The organism is Chroococcidiopsis sp., assembly GCF_051657925.1.
Classification (GTDB): Bacteria; Cyanobacteriota; Cyanobacteriia; order Cyanobacteriales; family Chroococcidiopsidaceae; genus Chroococcidiopsis.
In genome coordinates, this window is the sequence record NZ_JBOFLP010000376.1 from 1 (window position 1) to 18,647 (window position 18,647).

Annotated in this window: 23 protein-coding genes and 2 pseudogenes; 11 read left to right on the forward strand and 14 right to left on the reverse strand. The window is 40.0% G+C overall.

Annotation, left to right across the window (positions count from 1 at the left end; all coding sequences use genetic code 11):
- Nucleotides 1-207 (reverse strand): annotated as a pseudogene (locus tag ACRC32_RS30015) (hypothetical protein); the annotation flags it as partial.
- Between the two features lie 110 nt (nt 208-317).
- Between ACRC32_RS30015 and ACRC32_RS30020 the strand changes: the two are divergent.
- Both ACRC32_RS30020 and ACRC32_RS30025 read left to right on the forward strand, forming a co-directional pair.
- Nucleotides 318-656 (forward strand): restriction endonuclease subunit S, encoded by a 339-nt coding sequence (locus ACRC32_RS30020; protein WP_438557414.1) that lies wholly within the window; start codon nt 318-320, stop codon nt 654-656.
- Between the two features lie 2 nt (nt 657-658).
- Entirely contained in the window at nt 659-823 is a 165-nt protein-coding gene (locus ACRC32_RS30025; protein ID WP_438557415.1) for a hypothetical protein, read from the forward strand.
- A gap of 20 nt (nt 824-843) precedes the next feature.
- Here the strand turns inward: ACRC32_RS30025 and ACRC32_RS30030 are convergent, their stop codons facing one another.
- The 4 genes from ACRC32_RS30030 to ACRC32_RS30045 form a co-directional block, all read right to left on the reverse strand.
- Entirely contained in the window at nt 844-1,368 is a 525-nt protein-coding gene (locus ACRC32_RS30030; RefSeq protein WP_438557416.1) for a GrpB family protein, read from the reverse strand.
- Between the two features lie 61 nt (nt 1,369-1,429).
- The gene (locus tag ACRC32_RS30035) at nt 1,430-4,726 is read right to left on the reverse strand and encodes a DEAD/DEAH box helicase (RefSeq protein WP_438557417.1); all 3,297 of its coding nucleotides are present in this window, start codon (nt 4,724-4,726) and stop codon (nt 1,430-1,432) included.
- Between the two features lie 269 nt (nt 4,727-4,995).
- Nucleotides 4,996-5,517 (reverse strand): GNAT family N-acetyltransferase, encoded by a 522-nt coding sequence (locus ACRC32_RS30040; protein ID WP_438557418.1) that lies wholly within the window; start codon nt 5,515-5,517, stop codon nt 4,996-4,998.
- On the reverse strand, nt 5,507-5,791 hold the full coding sequence (locus ACRC32_RS30045; RefSeq protein ID WP_438557419.1) for a DUF1778 domain-containing protein: 285 nt from the start codon (nt 5,789-5,791) through the stop codon (nt 5,507-5,509). The genes ACRC32_RS30040 and ACRC32_RS30045 overlap by 11 nt, the downstream gene beginning before the upstream one ends.
- A 67-nt stretch (nt 5,792-5,858) precedes the next feature.
- On the opposite strand from ACRC32_RS30045, the gene ACRC32_RS30050 reads away from it, so the two are divergent.
- Genes ACRC32_RS30050 through ACRC32_RS30060 form a run of 3 tightly spaced genes read left to right on the forward strand, consistent with a single transcriptional unit; the run spans nt 5,859 to nt 6,543 of the window.
- Nucleotides 5,859-5,996: a hypothetical protein gene (locus ACRC32_RS30050; RefSeq protein WP_438557420.1), complete on the forward strand. Its 138-nt coding sequence runs from the start codon at nt 5,859-5,861 to the stop codon at nt 5,994-5,996.
- Nucleotides 5,997-6,034: 38 nt separating this feature from the next.
- Entirely contained in the window at nt 6,035-6,274 is a 240-nt protein-coding gene (locus ACRC32_RS30055) for a DUF2281 domain-containing protein (RefSeq protein WP_438557421.1), read from the forward strand.
- Nucleotides 6,271-6,543: a type II toxin-antitoxin system VapC family toxin gene (locus tag ACRC32_RS30060; protein WP_438557422.1), complete on the forward strand. Its 273-nt coding sequence runs from the start codon at nt 6,271-6,273 to the stop codon at nt 6,541-6,543. The genes ACRC32_RS30055 and ACRC32_RS30060 overlap by 4 nt, the downstream gene beginning before the upstream one ends.
- A gap of 318 nt (nt 6,544-6,861) precedes the next feature.
- Here the strand turns inward: ACRC32_RS30060 and ACRC32_RS30065 are convergent, their stop codons facing one another.
- The 5 genes from ACRC32_RS30065 to ACRC32_RS30085 are packed head-to-tail and all read right to left on the reverse strand — an operon-like array spanning nt 6,862 to nt 8,418.
- On the reverse strand, nt 6,862-7,350 hold the full coding sequence (locus ACRC32_RS30065) for a DUF3368 domain-containing protein (RefSeq protein WP_438557423.1): 489 nt from the start codon (nt 7,348-7,350) through the stop codon (nt 6,862-6,864).
- On the reverse strand, nt 7,350-7,631 hold the full coding sequence (locus ACRC32_RS30070; protein WP_438557424.1) for a UPF0175 family protein: 282 nt from the start codon (nt 7,629-7,631) through the stop codon (nt 7,350-7,352). The genes ACRC32_RS30065 and ACRC32_RS30070 overlap by 1 nt, the downstream gene beginning before the upstream one ends.
- Before the next feature lie 43 nt (nt 7,632-7,674).
- The gene (locus ACRC32_RS30075) at nt 7,675-7,815 is read right to left on the reverse strand and encodes a hypothetical protein (RefSeq protein ID WP_438557425.1); all 141 of its coding nucleotides are present in this window, start codon (nt 7,813-7,815) and stop codon (nt 7,675-7,677) included.
- Nucleotides 7,812-8,201 carry a type II toxin-antitoxin system VapC family toxin gene (locus ACRC32_RS30080; RefSeq protein WP_438557426.1) on the reverse strand — a complete coding sequence of 130 codons (390 nt, stop codon included), beginning with the start codon at nt 8,199-8,201 and terminating at the stop codon, nt 7,812-7,814. Before ACRC32_RS30080 ends, ACRC32_RS30075 begins: the two co-directional genes overlap by 4 nt.
- On the reverse strand, nt 8,191-8,418 hold the full coding sequence (locus tag ACRC32_RS30085) for a hypothetical protein (RefSeq protein ID WP_438557427.1): 228 nt from the start codon (nt 8,416-8,418) through the stop codon (nt 8,191-8,193). The genes ACRC32_RS30080 and ACRC32_RS30085 overlap by 11 nt, the downstream gene beginning before the upstream one ends.
- Nucleotides 8,419-8,834: 416 nt before the next feature.
- On the opposite strand from ACRC32_RS30085, the gene ACRC32_RS30090 reads away from it, so the two are divergent.
- The 4 genes and pseudogenes from ACRC32_RS30090 to ACRC32_RS30105 all read left to right on the forward strand — a co-directional run bounded on the left by ACRC32_RS30090 (nt 8,835) and on the right by ACRC32_RS30105 (nt 12,329).
- Nucleotides 8,835-9,377 (forward strand): type IV pilin protein, encoded by a 543-nt coding sequence (locus ACRC32_RS30090; RefSeq protein WP_438557428.1) that lies wholly within the window; start codon nt 8,835-8,837, stop codon nt 9,375-9,377.
- Nucleotides 9,378-9,512: 135 nt separating this feature from the next.
- Nucleotides 9,513-9,632 (forward strand): annotated as a pseudogene (locus ACRC32_RS30095) (prepilin-type N-terminal cleavage/methylation domain-containing protein); the annotation flags it as partial.
- A 6-nt stretch (nt 9,633-9,638) separates the two neighbouring features.
- Nucleotides 9,639-10,037, forward strand: coding sequence for a type IV pilin-like G/H family protein (locus ACRC32_RS30100; protein ID WP_438557435.1), 399 nt, complete (start codon nt 9,639-9,641; stop codon nt 10,035-10,037).
- 114 nt (nt 10,038-10,151) lie between these two features.
- A complete protein-coding gene (locus tag ACRC32_RS30105; protein ID WP_438557429.1) occupies nt 10,152-12,329 on the forward strand; it encodes an O-linked N-acetylglucosamine transferase family protein in 2,178 nt (725 codons plus the stop codon).
- Nucleotides 12,330-12,351: 22 nt separating this feature from the next.
- Here the strand turns inward: ACRC32_RS30105 and ACRC32_RS30110 are convergent, their stop codons facing one another.
- Together ACRC32_RS30110 and ACRC32_RS30115 are read right to left on the reverse strand one after the other, a co-directional pair.
- Entirely contained in the window at nt 12,352-12,561 is a 210-nt protein-coding gene (locus ACRC32_RS30110; protein WP_438557430.1) for a PIN domain-containing protein, read from the reverse strand.
- Nucleotides 12,562-12,754: 193 nt separating this feature from the next.
- Entirely contained in the window at nt 12,755-12,979 is a 225-nt protein-coding gene (locus ACRC32_RS30115; protein ID WP_438557431.1) for a hypothetical protein, read from the reverse strand.
- A gap of 83 nt (nt 12,980-13,062) precedes the next feature.
- Here ACRC32_RS30115 and ACRC32_RS30120 point away from each other — a divergent pair, with 83 nt between their 5' ends.
- A complete protein-coding gene (locus ACRC32_RS30120) occupies nt 13,063-13,311 on the forward strand; it encodes a hypothetical protein (RefSeq protein ID WP_438557432.1) in 249 nt (82 codons plus the stop codon).
- Between the two features lie 30 nt (nt 13,312-13,341).
- On the opposite strand, the gene ACRC32_RS30125 is transcribed toward ACRC32_RS30120, so the two are convergent.
- Nucleotides 13,342-16,452, reverse strand: a complete 3,111-nt coding sequence (locus ACRC32_RS30125) for an FkbM family methyltransferase (RefSeq protein ID WP_438557436.1) — start codon at nt 16,450-16,452, stop codon at nt 13,342-13,344.
- 518 nt (nt 16,453-16,970) lie between these two features.
- Between ACRC32_RS30125 and ACRC32_RS30130 the strand changes: the two genes are divergently transcribed.
- Nucleotides 16,971-17,771: a hypothetical protein gene (locus ACRC32_RS30130; RefSeq protein ID WP_438557433.1), complete on the forward strand. Its 801-nt coding sequence runs from the start codon at nt 16,971-16,973 to the stop codon at nt 17,769-17,771.
- Between the two features lie 140 nt (nt 17,772-17,911).
- Here the strand turns inward: ACRC32_RS30130 and ACRC32_RS30135 are convergent, their stop codons facing one another.
- Entirely contained in the window at nt 17,912-18,349 is a 438-nt protein-coding gene (locus ACRC32_RS30135; RefSeq protein WP_438557434.1) for a tetratricopeptide repeat protein, read from the reverse strand.
- Nucleotides 18,350-18,647 lie beyond the last annotated feature (298 nt).

Here is an 18,647-nt window from a genome sequence, read left to right on the forward strand (position 1 = left end):
TAGGGAAACTTTGTATGGTTCTGGATCTGTGCCTTGTACTCGTGCTAATACTTGAGATTCTTCAAATTTGATACTTAGAATATTTCCTTGTCGTGCATAATTTCTGCCACGTTCCAATCGCTTTTTGAACCGATAGGAACCTAATAAATCTAGCCTGCGTTGCGACCACCATTCTCGACTCGCTTGAAAGCTTTGATTTGTTGTCATGCTGCTTCCTCTCCTCTTCCTTCGTGCATCCTAGCATTAGGCAGTATGTCATTTCAGCAGTATTGAAGCGGTATGCTGATTGAGCTGAATTAATTTGCTATACAATCTTAATGATTCTTTCAGAACTTCGTTCGCTGATTAATCAACTTAACCAAGAACTAGCTTACACTGAGCAAGAAGCTAGCAATGGACTGGTTCGGGTGAGAGAATTACTATCTCAGTTTCCAAATAATGCTCAGATGATTCAGTTTTTTGCCTACTTTAGCACTGTTCTTGCCTTTGTTGAGAATAGTAAACGACGAATCCAAGTATTTTTGCAGGGACTAGCAACGGACGACGCTTCTGCTGAAGAGATTCAAGAAGCAGGAGAAGATTTAAGCACGTTACTTGGTCAAGCGATCGAGACTAAAATAGAGGTAAGAAGGATTATGACTCGTTTGCAGAGCTAATTATGAACCAATTACCCGATGAAAAAGAGCTAGCTGAACTAGTTGAAATAGCTAGAGTTGCAACTGAAAAGGCAAAAGCTATGTACATGACTGCTGATACAATAGCAAAAAAATGGGAACGGAGATTAGCAGATAAACAAAATGAAAAAGAGAAACAAGGAGCTTAAATTAAAATACAATTACTTCTCTACAAAGTTTTTTGCCATGCTTGTGCTTGGACGAGTAGTTGCTGAATCAATGGAGCTTTATTATTAGTATATCGATCGCGATCGCTGCGAAATTCCACAGCTAATTTACGTTTTAAATCTTCATATTGTTTTGCTGCTGCTGGATGCGCGATGAGAAAGTTACGAAAAAGAATATGCGATCGCCAAAATTCGCTATCTATTTGTACGGCGTGAATTTGATAAGTACGAGGCATTCCTCGGCGAAAATAATATCTATTAGGAATTCCTAGTTCGCCACAATACAAATAACCAAGTGCTTCAAGATTTGCAATTTGAGTTGGCAAGGGTGGAATTTGTTTGAGTCCCAGTAAAATATCGATTACAGGTTTTGCAGCTAATCCTGGCACTGATGTACTCCCGATATGCTGAATATCGGCAATAGCATCACCTAAAGCATTAAGAATACATATTTTTTCCTGCTCGTATTGGTCAGACCAATTAGCATTGTAATTGGCGACTATAATGGGGTCTTCTGTATCTAACATTTATTATTTGCATTCTCGATAATTTTCTCAGTGGTAGGTGCGTTATTAACGCACCTTATTGTTACTCCTCATCTTCTTCAATGACTGCATTGCGTTCTAGTACGAGTAATTGACGTAAAGAGTCTGTGTCTAACTCAGTCAACCAATTCTCACCTGCACCTACAACTTGTTCGGCTAAAGCTTTTTTGCTTTCAATCATGTCGTTGATTTTCTCTTCTAAAGTTCCCGTACAGACAAATTTGTGTACTTGAACGTTGCGGGTTTGACCGATCCGAAATACCCGATCTGTAGCCTGATTTTCTACGGCTGGGTTCCACCATCTATCGAAGTGAAATACATGATTTGCCCGCGTTAAATTCAATCCCGTACCACCAGCTTTGAGAGATAAAATCATTACGGGTGGACCCTGTGGATCGTGCTGGAAGCGATCGATCATTTCCTCTCTTTGTTTCTTGGAAGTACTACCATAAAGAAAAAATATTTCTCGACCTAACTTTTGTTCTAAATGCGGTTTTAATAATTTGCCCCATTCCGCAAATTGAGTAAAAATTAAAGCGCGATCGCCTTCTGAAATCGCTTCTTCTAACATCTCTTGTAACCGAATCAGTTTACCCGATCGCTGTGGTTCTTTGAGGGTCGTTTCTTTTAAGAATTGCCCAGGATGATTGCACAGTTGTTTTAATTTCACCAACAAAGCTAAAATCATCCCTCGGCGCTGAATTCCATCAGCAGCATCAATTTCAGCTAAGGATGTTTCAACTAATTGTTCGTACAGTTTTGCCTGTTCGGGAGACAAGCCACAAAATTCAGTCATTTCCTGCTTTTCTGGCAAATCTTGAATAATACTGCGATCGCTCTTTAATCGCCGCAAAATAAAAGGCTGAACCAGCGATCGCAATGTTTTCAAAGAAGCCGCATCGCCATATTTCTCAATTGGAATTGCAAATCGTCGTTGAAAAAATTGCCGTTGTCCTAAATAACCAGGATTGATAAAATCTAGAATTGACCACAATTCTTGCAATCTATTTTCTACTGGCGTACCCGTCAAAGCAAAGCGAAATTGGGCTTCTAACTGACGCACTGCTTGAGATTGCTTGGCTTCAGAATTTTTGATATTCTGTGCTTCATCTAAAACAATTCCTTGCCAAGAAACGCTTTGATGAGTTTTTAAATCGCGATATATCAAAGCATAGCTGGTAATAACTAAATCCTTACCTGTGACAGTTTGCTCAAATGTCTTGCCTTTTGGTCTTTTATCGCCGTGATACATGAAAACTTTTAACTGCGGGGCAAATTTTCTCACTTCCCGTTCCCAGTTCCCCAATACAGAAGTAGGACAAACTAGCAAAGTCGGCTTTTCTAATGCTTTTTGTTGCTTGAGATTGAGCAGAAAAGCGATGAATTGGATCGTTTTTCCCAGTCCCATATCGTCCGCCAGACACGCGCCTAAGCCCCAGCGTTCGAGGAAACTCAACCACCCCGCACCCCGTGCTTGATAGGGGCGCAATTCGCCGCGAAAGCCCTCTGGCGTGGTTAAAGGTGCGATCGCTTGGTTATCTGTTAGCGCTGTCATTAATTCTTGTAGCGCCCCCGATGCTTCAAAACTGACGACAGGAAGTTTTTCAATCGTCTGGGTGTCGCCCGTACTCAATCGCAAAGCATCTTCTAGACTTAAATTCAAGTTATCTTTACGCGCCGTAAAGAAAGCTTGGGCTGTTTTAATATCTTGGGGACGCAATTCTACCCACTCACCATTAATTTCTACGAGGGGGCTATTTAACTTCACCAAGCGATCGAATTCTGCTTTCGATAAAGTTTGCCCGCCGATCGCTAATTCCCATTTAAAATTCAGTAGGCTTTGCAATCCCAGGCGATCGCTTTTTTTCGGAGTTGTGGCACTAATTTTTAGCCCTAAACGATTTGCCCAACCCTCGCGCTCTAAACTAGAGGGTAAAATCACACCCAAACCGCTATCCTCAAATCGCCATACGACTGATTTAATAAATTCGTATGCTTGTAAGGGATTGAGGCTACAAGATTGAGGAAATGGTTGTTCTAAACTGGGTGCAATCGAAGGATAAAGTCTTGAAGCTAATCCTAAACCCCTCAGTAAAGTTTCCTGCGGTTGCGAAATCGTGCGCTCGCGATATTCTAAGTTAGCAACTGGATGCTGCCAAATTGTAGCTGCCTCAACGATAAATTCGGGCGTGTCTACTGCTTGTAAAGAGTAACTTAAAGTCCAATTATTTTTACCTTCAATTGGAGGAGATAAATGGAAACAAGTCCGAAATAGACTCCGCCCTTCTAATTGATATTGAATTGGTGCAGTCCAAGCTTTGACGATCGCTTCTAGGCGTTCTAATTGTGCTGGTTCTACTGGTATTTTTGCGTCAGCAGTTAAACTTTGCAACCATTCTTTAAGAGGTGAAGGTACGGTTGATAAAGAATTATTTTGCGCATTTTGCTGCGCGATCGCTCTGACTTGTGCGTCAATTGTACTGTTGAGAAATTCTAGAATTAATTCTTGTGGCGGAGTAGGAAAACTAACAAATTGGTAATTGGTTATTAGTTGTTGGTTGTTAGTTGTTGGTTGTTGCTCCTCTGCTCTCTTCTCCCTACTCCCTACTCCCTGCTCCCTGCTCCCTATGACTTGATAAAATTGACAAACCGTAGGCATTGCTTTGGCAAATTTTGCTAACCGTGAGGAATCGATCGCACTGTCGAGGAGCGAGCGCCAACGAGCAATAATACAGCTGTTAGGATCGTGATTTTGTTGGCTCAAAGTAGGAACAAATTTGCCTCGACTGAGTAAATCTAAACTCCATCGCGCTACTTGCGACCAAAAACGTAAATCGCCCCCCATCCATGAATTTTCTGGGCGATCGACGGCTAAAGGTAGTGATGTTAAAAATGCGATCGCCTCTTGCGGTTTTAGGTAAAAACCTTCAACTTGCCACGGATATAAAAATTGAGTTTTTGCAGTTTCTCGGTCGTCATTTTCTTCATTTATAGGAGCAGAATACAGTGGACGAACAAAGGTGTTTTTCTGCTGCTGAGTTTCTATGCTTGGTAAGGCAATAGTTTGGCTTAGAGTTGGTAGGTCAGTTGGTGAAGTTTCGCTATTTTTCTGCGCTAGCCCCTGCTTTTGCTCAGATAGAGATAAAGATTTAGGAATGGAAATATCTGAGGCACGCCACCATTCTAAAAGTTCGCGAGCTGTCATTACTAGAGGGTGAACGGGAACATCTGTAGCCGCGTTTATCTCGATATCTCCTACTAAAGAACGCCAAACTTCACCCCAAACAAATAGATAGCTTTGCCGTTCTTTTTCGATCCAATTACAGTGTAAAATTGCCATATGTTCGACGAGTCAATATGCACCAAGCTGATGAGTTATAGTTTATACTGAATAACTTATTCTAGAAGAAATATAATGATTTTTGTGGTGATGCGATCGCAGAAACCTGATGGGGCATTATTATAGCTTAGCGGAGTTCTCGGACTCCTGCACTTACCCACTCTACTAAGAGGCGATCGCATTTCTACTCTACTAAAGGGCAATCGCATTTGAAACCCGCGCTTGTCGGGTTTTGCCTGTGTAGAATTCAATTCGCCCACTTTCTCTTCTCAATCAAACCCCCTCAAAATAGTCTCTATTGGTAAAAAGAGCGATCGCTCGTTATCTTGAAAGGGAATAAACTCATGCTTAAGATAAAATGCCTTTGCTGTCAAATCTATGGCATCAACTCTCACTGCATATATGCCTATTTCCTGAGAGGCTCGCACGGCACGGAATAAGGCATTTACTAAAAGTTCTCTACCCACACCTTGTCCTTGCACCGCTCGATCTACAGCTAACTTACCTATCAATACTGCGGGAATCGGATAAGCAGGTATTTGACGCTTGAACTCATTTGACACAGATTCATATTCTATGACACTGGAGCTGATGGTGTAGTAGCCATCAAATTTCAGCCCTCCAGATGTAGAGACTGCTACAAAAGTTTTAGCTATTCCCTTCAAATGATTTTGTCGGGCATATTTTTTCAAATATTCGTTTAACACGGGATAACCGCAATCAAAAGAATCTCTTTGGTACTTCTTATCTATGGGCAAAAAATCCCATCGCCTCTCGACATCACTCTCCATACTTTTCTCTATATCGAGCGATCGCAGATTTCAGCTTTCCCTTCAGTGCGGGTGGATTTTCCATCACTGACATAAATAGATCGCGATCGCGGTCTGATAGTACTAGCCTTTCATGAGAGTCTACATCCTGTTTAGCAGCTGGTAGAACGTGCAATAAGGTGTAGGCACTTACAGAAACTCCTTTTAGGGTAGCTGCACGCTCCAATAACTCCTTTTGTTCTTGAGTTACCCGCAGATCGATTCTGTTATCTTTTATTCTGGTTTTGCCTGACATAGCGATGACTTAGCTCAGCTTCGCTTGCAATTATATTCTTTATACGGACATTGTACACACAGAAGTCATGAGCGATCGCATCCCGACTCTACCAAAGGGCGATCGCATTTCTACTTTATCAACAGGCGCGATCGCGCCTATAACCTATGCAGACGGGTTTTGCCTGTATAACCGCAAATTCGATTCACCACATGCTAATTTATAACCACACCAGCGACTAGCCGATCGACTAGAGGTATATATATGAGTATCGAGCAGATAGTTTTAGAAAAACTAAAAACCCTTCCCATCGACAAACAGCAAGAAGTGCTTGACTTTGTAGAGTTCCTGCAAAGTAAAACCCCTGTAAAACAGTCCGATAGCCAAGAGGACAAACCTGTATTGTCAGCACTAGCTCTTGCCCAGAAATGGGTTGGCTGTGTTGAAGGACCAGAAGATCTTTCTACTAATAAAAAGTATATGGAAGGATTCGGGCTGGAATGAAGCGACAGGTGCTAATAGATACAGGTCCATTGGTAGCTCTGATTAATCGCCGCGATAAGTATCATAGCTGGGCAGCAGCGGAGTGGAATAAGATCGAGCCGCCAATTTTAACTTGTGAAGCAGTACTTGTAGAGGCTTGTTTTCTACTACAAAATCTCTATTCTGGACAAGAAGCGGTTATTTCTCTGGTCAATACAGGAATCATCCAAGTACCTTTTCGCCTTCAAGAAGAAGTTAGCAACATAGGTGAACTGCTTGTTCGTTATTAGTCTGTACCCATGTCTCTAGCTGATGCCTGTTTAGTGCGAATGGCTGAACAAAACCCAGAAAGTGCTTTGCTAACACTAGACAGCGATTTCAGAATCTATCGAAAAAACAGGCATGACATAATTCCTGCGACTATGCCAGAGAATGGCAAGTCTTAGTTGTAGTTTTTTCAAGTATGGCTTTGCTTGCGATCGCATCTCCGCTACACCAATAGACGCGATCGCATTTCTACTTTACTAAAGGGCGATCGCATTTCTACTTTACTAAAGGGCGATCGCGCTATTGTAAAAATACTGTCCTCAAGTTAGCATTCATAAGAATTATAGTTGGTCGTCACTTTGGTGCTGCGGCAAAAGCGACTGAATCAATTTGGGTGAAACTCGAAATGTGGTTTGTTGCAACCGCTCAATTGCAGTAGAAAAATCAATTTTTCTTTTCTCTGCTGCAGAACCAAGAATACCCAGCAAGCCGACAATCTCTAGCTCAAACTGGACTGCTATGCGTCTTACTACCAAGTCATCTAACAAAATTAAATCTGCTTTCAGTTGAAGAGCCAAGGTAATGGCTTCCTGCTCTCCCAAGTCTAACTGATTTAAGGCTGGATTAATTTCACCTGTAATGGCTTGCACCTCCAGCCATTCTGGAGGCTGTGCTATCCACTCTCGAACAACTAGGGGTGCAGCAGGTGCTAACAACTCATCGCGTACTCTGGGAGGAATAATTACTCGATTAAACAACTGCGGTAAAACTTCAATTTCTTCAATTAGTAGCAAATAGCACAGAGGCGAGGTATCCGAAACGACAATCATTACCGCTTTAGTTGCCCCTCTTGCTCTAGCTTCCGCATGGTATGGATATCTTGTTCAAAGTCAGCCTCATCGTAGTGCAAATATACACCTTTTTCTTTGAGAAACGCATCGACCTCTAAACGAGTAGGCATCCCTAGCAATTCTCGCACTTTTCCAGCACTAATAGAACCTTCTTGATAAGCCGCGATCGCCAGCATTTCTAGTAATTTCCGTTCTAAATTGCCCCATTTTACCTCTAAGGAATGAGCGACATCATCCGGTAAAGCAATTTGAATTTGCATAAGTTTCTATTGTAATGATTGTCTCAATATTGTATTGCGTTCGCTAGAGAAACGCATTCTCTTCAATACGTCCCACAGGCGATCGCATTTCTATTTCCCCGACAGGCGATCGCACTTCCACTTTACCAACAGGCGATCGCATTTTCACTTCACTAAAGGGCGATCGTGCCTTGCAATTTCTCACCAAGCGATTATTTGAAGGTTTTCAACTTCTTGAAAGTGAGCATCGCGTGTAACTAATGTCAAATTATACTGAAGCGCAAGTGCTGCAATCCAGATATCGTTTTCAGGTAATGGTCTGCCTTTGAGACGCAATTTATTCTTAACTTCCCCGTAATAACGAGCGGTTTGTATATTACATCCAAGTACAGCAGTAGTGGCTACCAACTCATCAATCCGTTCTAAATTCTCTTTTGAGCGCCTTGATTTTCTTGCACCATAACACAACTCGCCAATGGCAATACTTGATATGAAGACTTCATCTGCTTGTGCAAGATTGCTTTTGACCGCTACCTCATCGGCAAAGAGTGCAATGATGATGTTAGTATCCAGCAGGTATTTACCACTCACTGGTGTCAACCTGCTCGCAGCCTTGTTCAATAGCTTCCCGCATTAGGTGTATATCGTCCGTTGGTACTGCGCCTGCAAAACGCAGTAGTTGCTGACCTGGAACACCTTGAATTTTTGAACCTGCTAAAGCACGCGCATATTCAAGTACTTGCTGCTGTAAATTCTCAGGCATATCTTTCAATTGCTCAACCACGCAATCCAGAATAGATGTATTCATCTTGCTCTCCTACCCAATATCCTATGCATATTCTAATGAGTTAGTTTTGACGCGATCGCATCCCTACTTCACTAAAAGGCGCGATCGCATTCTCACTTCACCGAAGGGCGATCGCATCCCTACTTCCCCGACAGGCGATCGCGCTTGAAACCCAGGCGGGTTTTGTTTGTGTAGACGCAAATTCTATTCGCCCCCCTTTTTAAGGGGGGTTGGGGGGATCGAGAACTACGTAATATTCACGCCATCTATAACAAACTTATATTAAAACAATATAAAGTTTTCCCCTTCTCCCCCCAAACTGTGTGTAACCACTGAATTTTGAAAATAGGTGACATGATCTGATTTAGACGGGGGTAAGTTACTTGTAACAAGGCAATGAGCCACACACTTCACCCCCCACTAAGGAAACTAGAATCATGAAATCCGATCTAAAAGTTAAATACCTCCAATTCCTCCTCGGCAAAAAGAAAGACAGTAACGAAGGTTTCACCCTGATTGAATTATTGGTTGTTGTTATCATCATCGGTGTTCTAGCAGCTATTGCTCTACCCAACTTCCTGAACCAAACCGCTAAAGCGAAGCAAGCTGAAGCTAAGACCACAATGAGCCAAGTCAACAACGCTCAAGCTCTGCACAGAAACACTAATAACGACTTTGCTGGAGACATGAGTACTCTGGCTTTGGGATTACCAACTGTTACCGCTAACTATACATACAATGTAATAGGAGGTGACGACACAGCTGGTATTAAAGCAACAGCCGCTAACAGCGCCATGAAAGGATACCGTGGTGGTAACGCATTTTTCAAAGATGGCAACAGCAACAGCGTGATTGCTACTGTTGCTTGTGAAGCTGATGTTGCTGGAACTGGCGATCCCGATTATCCAGATCTTGATACAACTCAAACCACTTTAGAAACTGCTGCTGCATGTGGAACTAACTTTAAGTCGGTTAAGTAAGCTGTTCTCAGTTTACTATTAATTGTATTGTGTGTTGAAAGGGTAACTCTTCATGGAGTTACCCTTGTCTTTAAGAATAGTTTCTTGCTTTATATACTATTAATTCAAACAAGCGATTCTCTTTTCTGAAATACTATGAAATCTCAGCTAATATTGACGTATCAATATATAAGACTTCATCACCAAAATCAGAACGCTGGATTCACTCTCATTGAATTACTTGTCGTTATCATCATCCTTGGAATTCTATCGGTAATTGGGATGAAGACGATTTTAAATGAAATTCCCAAAGCCAAACAAGCTGAAGCAAAATCAAGTATCGCTCATATCAATGCTGCTCAATCTACTCATTGGTTAACTCAAGGTTATTTTGCCAATGCTATGAGTGAATTATCCATTGGCTTACCTAGTTCAACAGCCAACTACACATACAATCTTTCCGGTAATACGTCACTTGGTACGGTAAATGCAACTACATCCGATACAATGCTTAAAGGTTATGTTGGTGTAGTTGAAAGATATGCCGATGGCAACCAGAAACAAATCATTTCTGGCATTATCTGTGAATCTGCCTCAGCAGGCAACATTACCTCATTACCTATATCTGGTCGTCCAGGCACTAATGCTTGTGGTAGTAACGTAGAACTCGGACAAAATTAGTCTAATTTCTCGGTGTTTTCAAACTTATTTTACAGATTTGTACGTTCATATCTAACGAGACTAAAATAGCAATTGAATCTTGCAAATAAAATTCTTGCTATCACTCAATAAAATATGGTCTTTGCACTAAACTTACAGACACAAACTAGCAATCTACTAACACAAGGTAAATATAATCAACTTGCTAGTCTATACGAACGGGCAATTGCCGATGAACCTGAATTTATTAGCCATTACTGGTACTTAGGGTTAGCTTATCTACTTCAAGAACAAGAAGAAGCTGCCCAAACAACTTGGCTGTTAGCAATGGCTGAAGCTAACGACGAGGAGACCAAACAATGGACTGAAGAACTCGTTCAGATTCTCAACACCGAAGCTCAACGGCAATTAGAAACAGAAAATCTCCAATTGAGTTGGCTAATTCGGCAGCATATTCGCGAAATTACTCCAACCTATATTGATAATATCCTCCAGATAATTCAGCTAGGCTTAGATTTAGATAATATAACATCTCAAGACATAGCAGACTGGCAGGTTAATACATTAATTCAGCAAGTTTCATCAATAGAAATAGATTTAAATCTGTTACTCAAAACGCTACAAAAGTTGGTTGATTATCCCATTCCAGCAAGTTTATCATTTGCTGAATCTTGCCTCCCTCATTATACAGATACACCTGCGGCTTTCATTGATACTGTGATGCCAATCGCAGTAAAAATAGCTCATCAATTAGATCGACCGGACTTTGCTACCGATTTAGCTCAGTTGTGTTTGCGATTAAACTCAGAACATCCAGAAGCGCTCAGACATTTATCTTGTTTTCATTCCAAAGCTGGATGTCATCAAGCAGCAATAGAAACAGCAAAACATTTTTTTCAGAACTGTCAAAGTCCATATTGGCAACTTCAAGGCAGTTATATATTACTTCGCGCCATTCTCAGTGCGGGTTCTTGGCTAGATTTAGAAAATATTGTCCAACGTCACAAAGCTTTAATTCCAGAACTACTACAACATCCTGATGAATCCTTATATCTCGACAGCCATATCTTAACTGCTAACTTTTTCTTGCCATACATTGAAGATAGACCGCAAGAAAATCGCCCTTTACAGAATCAAATTGCTCGAATCTTTCAAAATAATTTTCAGGCAAAAAGTACTTCTGTTGTTCAGACTTGGACTAATTCTATTACAGCTACTAAAAAGCTAAAAATAGGCTACGTTGCCCATACTCTTAAAGGGCATTCAGTTGGTTGGCTGAGTCGTTGGTTATTCCAATACTATGCTCGAGAAGCATTTCAAACTAATCTTTATTTAATTTATCAAGAAGCTGAAGGCTATCAATGGTTTGAAAAACAAGTAGATTGCGTTCATACATTTGGAGTTGAACCACAAAAGACAGCAACTCAAATCAAAGCAGACGAAATAGATATTCTAGTAGATTTAGATAGTCTGACCTTAGACACGACTTGTCAAGTCATGGCTCTTAAACCCGCACCTGTACAAGTAACATGGTTAGGTTGGGATGCTTCAGGACTTCCAGCAATAGATTACTACATTGCCGATCCTTACGTATTACCTGAAAATGCTCAAGATTACTACAGTGAAAAAATCTGGCGTTTACCTCAAACTTATGTAGCAGTAGATGGCTTTGAAGTTGGCGTACCGACTCTCCGCCGAGAACATTTAGAAATTCCCTCAGATGCTGTAATCTACTTAAGTTCTCAGACAGGCTATAAGCGCCATCCAGATACTGTACGACTGCAAATGCAAATTCTCAGCCAAGTACCCAATAGCTATTTCTTAATTAAGGGTAAGGCTGACGAACACACTGTGCGTAAATTTTTCACGCAAGTTGCTGAAGCCGAAGGAGTCAATCCTGAGCGATTGAAGTTTTTGTCTAGAGATCCGAGCGAATTTGTGCATCGTGCCAATTTAGGAATTGCAGATGTAGTGTTAGATACCTATCCTTATAACGGCGCAACTACAACTCTAGAAACATTGTGGATGGGTATACCTCTAGTCACAAAAGTAGGTCAACAATTTGCTGCCCGCAATAGTTACACTTTTATGATGAATGTTGGTGTAACCGAAGGTATTGCTTGGACGGATGAGGAATACATAGAATGGGGCGTAAAATTAGGCACAGCTCCTACCCTTAGGCAACAAGTTGCTTGGAAACTGAGACAGTCGAGGCAAACATCTCCTTTGTGGAATGCTAAGCAGTTTACCCAAGAAATGGAGAAAGCTTACAAACAGATGTGGCAAAGGTATGTTGAGGTTAATTTTGTCTAATCTCATCCATCAGCATTAACAACTACCAAATTATTTGAACTTCTTCTAAAGACTGAATTTTGCGATCGCGGGTGACTAGCGGTAAGTTTAGGTATAGTGCTGTTGCTGCAATAATGCGATCGGGCATATCCGGTACAGAATCACGAGGTATTTGATGGATAGTTTCGGCAATGGCACGGCTAAGCGGTATGCTAACAACTGCTGCATCTCTGGCATCACAAACATTAAGCAAGCGTTGAAGGACAAGCTTTGGTAATCTATCCCGTTCTACTAGGTAAATATTTCAACAATTGAGATAGCAGATATACCAATAGACTGCTCTGTATTGGTGGCTCTATCAAGAGCTAATAAAGCATTTGCTGATAATCGAGTTGGTTCCACTAAGTACCAGATTATCGCGTGTGTATCTGCGACTACAGAGGTCATTAAAAATCCTCTTTAGGAAAGCTTTCCCACATTTCCTGCCGTGCTTCGGCAATGTCTTCTTCTGTAATATGAATTTTTAAATCTGCACAGAGTCCTTTAATACTACGACGAGTAACTTTTAATCGGCTTTTAGTCTTGAGAAATTCTACAAAGTCTAGAACTTCCTGCTGCTTTTCTAAAGGTAGGACTCGTAGATTCTCAACGATAGCTTGTTCGATGCTCACAATTGTTTCATCATATTTATAGCCTGTACTACTCTATAATACAGCCAAGGAGAGGTGAAAATTGATGCAGAAAATCAGATACCATGTCATCCCCCGCACTCGACCCAGCCAAGAGTGAATGGAATTTTGTTGAAGTCTGGATCGATCCGATGCTATCTCCTCCTTACATACTGCTGCTGCTAGGCAATCCAGCAGGAAGCTGTCGCGTGTACGATCCGGCTGAGAATTATAAAGTTGTCTTCAGCAGCGCAACCTACGATGAAGCTCAAACTTGGTTATTAGAAGATGAGTATAAGCCAGTTGAAGGACGGCTTTCAGCATCAGAGTTGTAAACAGAGCAACAGAGCTAGGCAGCGAGAGGGCTAACAATTATCTAGTTCACAAAAAGGCAGATTTTCTGCTTTTACGTGAGCGATCGCCTCTCGATCTTCATTTTCCAGAATAATTCGAGCTTGAATGTGAGGTAACAAGGCTTGCCATTGCACTTCACTCAACTGTCCTATCAAAGAAATTTCCGCGCTGTCTGAAATATCTAAATCTTCCTGCATTAGCAGATTCATACTGACACTAGATAAAATTAGACCAACTTCCTCTTCATCCAAATTTCCTTTATTGACCAGGAGAGTGATTTTATTACTATCTGGATGAGTTGCGATCGCTCTAATTACTTGCTCTAATTCTTCACTAATTGTCTCTTCCGATTGCGACCAATCTGGAAAGATAATATAGTTAATCTCTCTCAAATTTAGTGATAGAAGAGTAGTATTCATCAAAGCAGAACTTATTATTTCAGCCATCTTTGACCAAGAAAACTTTTGCGCTTGTTGTAGTCCAGCAAAGCTCAAAGAATTGCGAACTATAGGCTTTTGTACTTCACAAAGAGCATTTGCAAGTCCATCTACATCTTCATCATTCACGTATAAAGCTGCTTCTCCTGCGACTTCAGGAATGGCTCCATTGTGACAAGTAATCACTGGACACCCACAAGCCATAGCCTCCAGAACAGGTAAGCCAAATCCTTCATACTTCGAGGGATAAACTAACGCTACAGCACCAGAATAAGCAATGCTCAATTCCTCATCACTGAGTTGCAGCATATGCACGGTACTACCTGATGTATAAATTCTAAAATCAACACCAGATATATACCCGCTTCCCGTACAGACAATATCAAATCCCTGCTTGCTATGAAGTTGAGCAAAAGCTTTCAAGAACAAAATACTATTCTTATAACCAGCACCAGCACCAACTATGAGGAAGTATGGTTTGTAAATACCGTACTTTGTTTTAAACCGATCTATCTTGTCAGAATCAGCTGGTGAGAATATTTGGCGATCTACTCCATTTTGTGCAACTGTTACAGATTCTGGAGAAATGTCGGGGAAGAATTTAACGAGGTCACGCGCTGTCTGTTCTGAAACCGCAATATAAGCAGTTGCGTGTTGAATTCCATAGTGTTTCTCTCGCCACATGGGATGATTTAGATTTGCTCCCATAAGTTCTGGAATCATGTCATGTGCTAGAAACACAGATAGAGTTGATAAAGGTGTGGTGTAGTAACTAGAAATAAATAAATCGGCATTTTCTTCATCACAAACTTGCTGAAGCATAGCGCGATCAGCATCTGTATTACCATAATCATAAGCTGGTACAGAGCGATACTTAATTCCGGCAATAGCTGGAGCGGTTTTAGCACGATCTAGGACAATAAGATGCCGAGCAAAACCACTATTTACCCATTCTTCCAATAGCGATCGCCAAACTCTTGCAATACCAGTCTTATAAAGTTGGAAAAATAGACCGTCAACAATGATAATTGGAGTTATCTTTATTTGCTTGATAGCTAGTTTATTCAATGCTTCAGATGAGAGAAACTGCCAAGTATCGCTATTATCTCTCTTATGTGCGATTGGTATTATACCGCACGAACTTGCCTTGTCTACCTGAGTTCCATCTCTAACCCAAGAAAAATACTCACGCAGAAGCACGGGAAATCGAGTTTGTGCTTGCAGGTTCTGCCATTTAGAAACTGCATTTTTATAACCATAATATTGTTCTTTAAATTGCAATTGTTCTGGTGTTACATAAGCAAAATGCTGAAAAATCAAACCTAGTTTTTCTGTTTCTTGATGCGTAAAAGGATTAATTGTTGCTATATTCCTCCATTGACTATTTGGCAGAGGTTCAGCTAGTATAGGGGGCGAGTGAGCTAACCAGACAGCACTTGATTTATATCTCCAAGTACGTAGCCATTCTTGTTGAGGATTTTGAGCATAACAGTTACGAGTACTAATAATAATGTTTTCCCCAACAAAATACCAACACCAGTAATATGCAGCTGTTTTATCAGGATTCTTAACGAACATTTGCCGCACAGTACAAATCTGTTCAATTGTCCATAACTCGTCTACATCTACTTGCCATAGTAAACTGTCTTCATTGATATTAGATAATGGCTCATTGACCATCTCTCTTTTGCCACTCCAAAACTCTCCTTCCGGTTTTCGATAGACAGTAATATTTTCAGGGTGTTGCTGTACTAGTTCGTTTAGATACTCTGTCGTGCCATCATAACTAAGTCCATTACTATGAAGCTTATTTGTAATTTTGCCTCCATACTGAAGACACCATGCTGTGTCATGCTTCAATTCTGCTACACCTTCAACGATATGCCAGTGCCATCTGAATGGTAGTTGCTTAAATATGTCAATATGGTAACGAATAAAAGGTTCACCGTTAAGGACGATTGTTAAAAAATGTATTGGTAATGAAGGAAAAGCAATATAATTTTCATAAAAAGAATTAGAGTCTACTACCTCTTCTCCAATCTCTCCATCTGGAAGAATTCGATGGCACTCATAGCCGTTTGTATATAAAATATCAAAAGTATCTTTGGCTTTTCTGTTGAAGCCATCCAACATTTTCTGAGAAATTTCAAATTGAATAAAACAAATAGCCTTTGCTTTTAAGAGATTATTCGCACCCTGTAAAACATCACTTTCTGCTCCTTCAACATCAATTTTTAGATAATCAATCTTTTGAATATCATGTTTATGGCAAAAAGAGTCAAGCGTTATAGCTTCGATTATCTCCGTCTGAACTATAGGAACGTAGTTATTAGTATTTTGCGGATCTAACATCCGAGGTTTACCTATACTATTCCACGTCGAATATTTTTCAGGAAATTGATTAAACTCAATGTTTTTATTTTGAGAATATACAGCTTTTCTTATAAGATTAATATTAGTTGAACCACTTTTTTCTACTCTGCATTTCAGTTTTTCAAAGGTGGTATATGTTGGTTCAAATGAATATACTTTTCCTGAATCACTGATAAGTTTACTAAATAAAAATGTATAATTTCCTACATTTGCCCCAACATCAAAAACTAGCATTCCTTGCCGTACAAGTTTATGCACAAGTAGCTGTTCTGATTTCTCATGAAAATTACCAACACTTGCAGATTCATTTATCATATGACTCTCATTTGTACTCAGTATGATATACCTAACGATAATTTAATTTTTAACGAGAAAACTTATTACGTGCTATTACTTTCGCAAAAGTCATTACTATATAGCTTACCAGGCTAGTATTGTACTTACATTAATAATGTCTTGTATTCTTGCTTACATGATATATTTATGAGTCTATTTGAAGTATTTTATTTCAATTAGAGAAGTTTGCTGCTAATGATATTTTCTGAAAAGTATTACTCCTTTATGTACGTCAATTGATGCAAGATTAATCGTTTATTCGATTCGTATTTGTGTATTCAAAAACCATGACTAGAAGATAGGTATATACTGCCCACTTCTTTTTGAGAAACGATCGCATTTCTCTAATTTGTTTACAAAACTTTTAGAGATGGCTACAGTAGCTCTAGTCACAACGATCTTTTTAACAAAGCAACTCGATAAGATCCAAAACTTAGCAATCGTGTTAAAACAGATATAAATAGATAGACTATCTTACTAAAACTCAAGTAAAAATGATTACTTTAGCTAGACAAAATCTATCTCAGTTTCTAGGCACGCCGATCGCAATATTATTAAGTGCGATCGCAATCGGTGCTTTACAGCTACCACAATTAAACAAATTGAGTAACAAAGCACAAACCACCTCAATAGCACAACTCAATCAAGAACTAGAAGTAGAAAAACAACGCCTTCAAGTCTTACGTAAACTACCTAGCTTTGGGTTTAATAACTTAGTTTCTGATTGGACATTTATTAGCTTCCTGATTTACTTCGGCGACGACACAGTTCGCGATAAAACTGGTTATAGCCTCAGTCCAGAATTTTTTGAAGTCATCATCGATCGCGATCCTTATTTTCTCCATGCTTACCCTTTCCTTTCTGGTAGTACAACTATGTATGCTGGAATGCCAGAGAGAACAATAGCATTGATGGAACAAGGCTTAAAACATATGTCAGCTCAGTTTCCACCTAAATCGTACTATGTCTGGCGCTACAAAGGAATGAACGAATTGTTATTTACAGACAACGCCACATCTGCAAAAAAATCATTTGAAACAGCAGCAAATTGGGCAAGTATTTATTCAGATGAAGAAAGTAAAAGTGTCATTGTTATTTCTCGACAAACAGCTAAATTTCTAGAAAAAAATCCATTAAGTAAATCAGCAAAAGTTAGTGCTTGGGTTATGGTATTTAACAACGCAATTGACGAGCGCGTCCGTAAGTTAGCTATCAATCGCATTCAATCTTTGGGAGGTAAAGTAGCTATTACACCTCAAGGAGGATTATCAGTTCAACTCCCTCAAAAAGATTAAATCAGCGAGCCTGTTTCAGTTGTGAAATTTTGAGAAGGGCTGTTAATGGTTAATGGTTAATAGTTATTAACTATTGATTGTATTCTACCAATTTCACAAATTATCGCTTAATCGCTCTAGTCTCTGAAACATCTTAACCTTTAGCTTTGAACTTTTGTTTTATTGCCTAATTCTTGCTTTACTTGTGCTAATAATGTTTTATACTCCTGCTTAGTAGGATTAAGTTTAACTAACTTTTCCAAAGGTTGAACAACTCCTTTACGATCGCGCATCTGAAGTCTAACTTGCACCAATCCTTCTAATGCAAACTGATTATCCGGTTCGCTTTTTAAAACAAGTTCATACTCCCGTGCTTGAGCCTGCATTTCAGATTTTGGTAACGATACTGATGATGGCTCCGCCGAAGCTACTGCTGGACGAATCTCTCGATCCTGATTCAATCCACTGCTAACAGCCTGCACAGCTCCAAAAATCATTGAGCCACCGAATGAGACAATTGATATCACAGCAGCTATCCGTTCGATTCGTCTTTTTGGCATATAGAAACCGTGGGTAAAAGATAGCTCTAAATTACCCACTTCTTATGTAAGAGCGATCGCCTCCATTACTAGTTATTACAAAAAGTTTTTAGTTAGGTAGATTTAGCACCCTGACATAGCTATTTAACGCTACCCCTTTGGAGTACTCAAGCGCAATTTCACGGAGAGATCTCATCTACTTCCCAATTAACAAAGTCATAATTCAGTAATTCTACGGGAAGAGGCTTCAATACTTAATACTTGTTTAAGAAAAAGATGTATTCTACAGAGAACGCGCGATCGCACTACTAACCTACTCTAATACGCTTAGTAGGCTGTAAAACTCATTTCTACGATT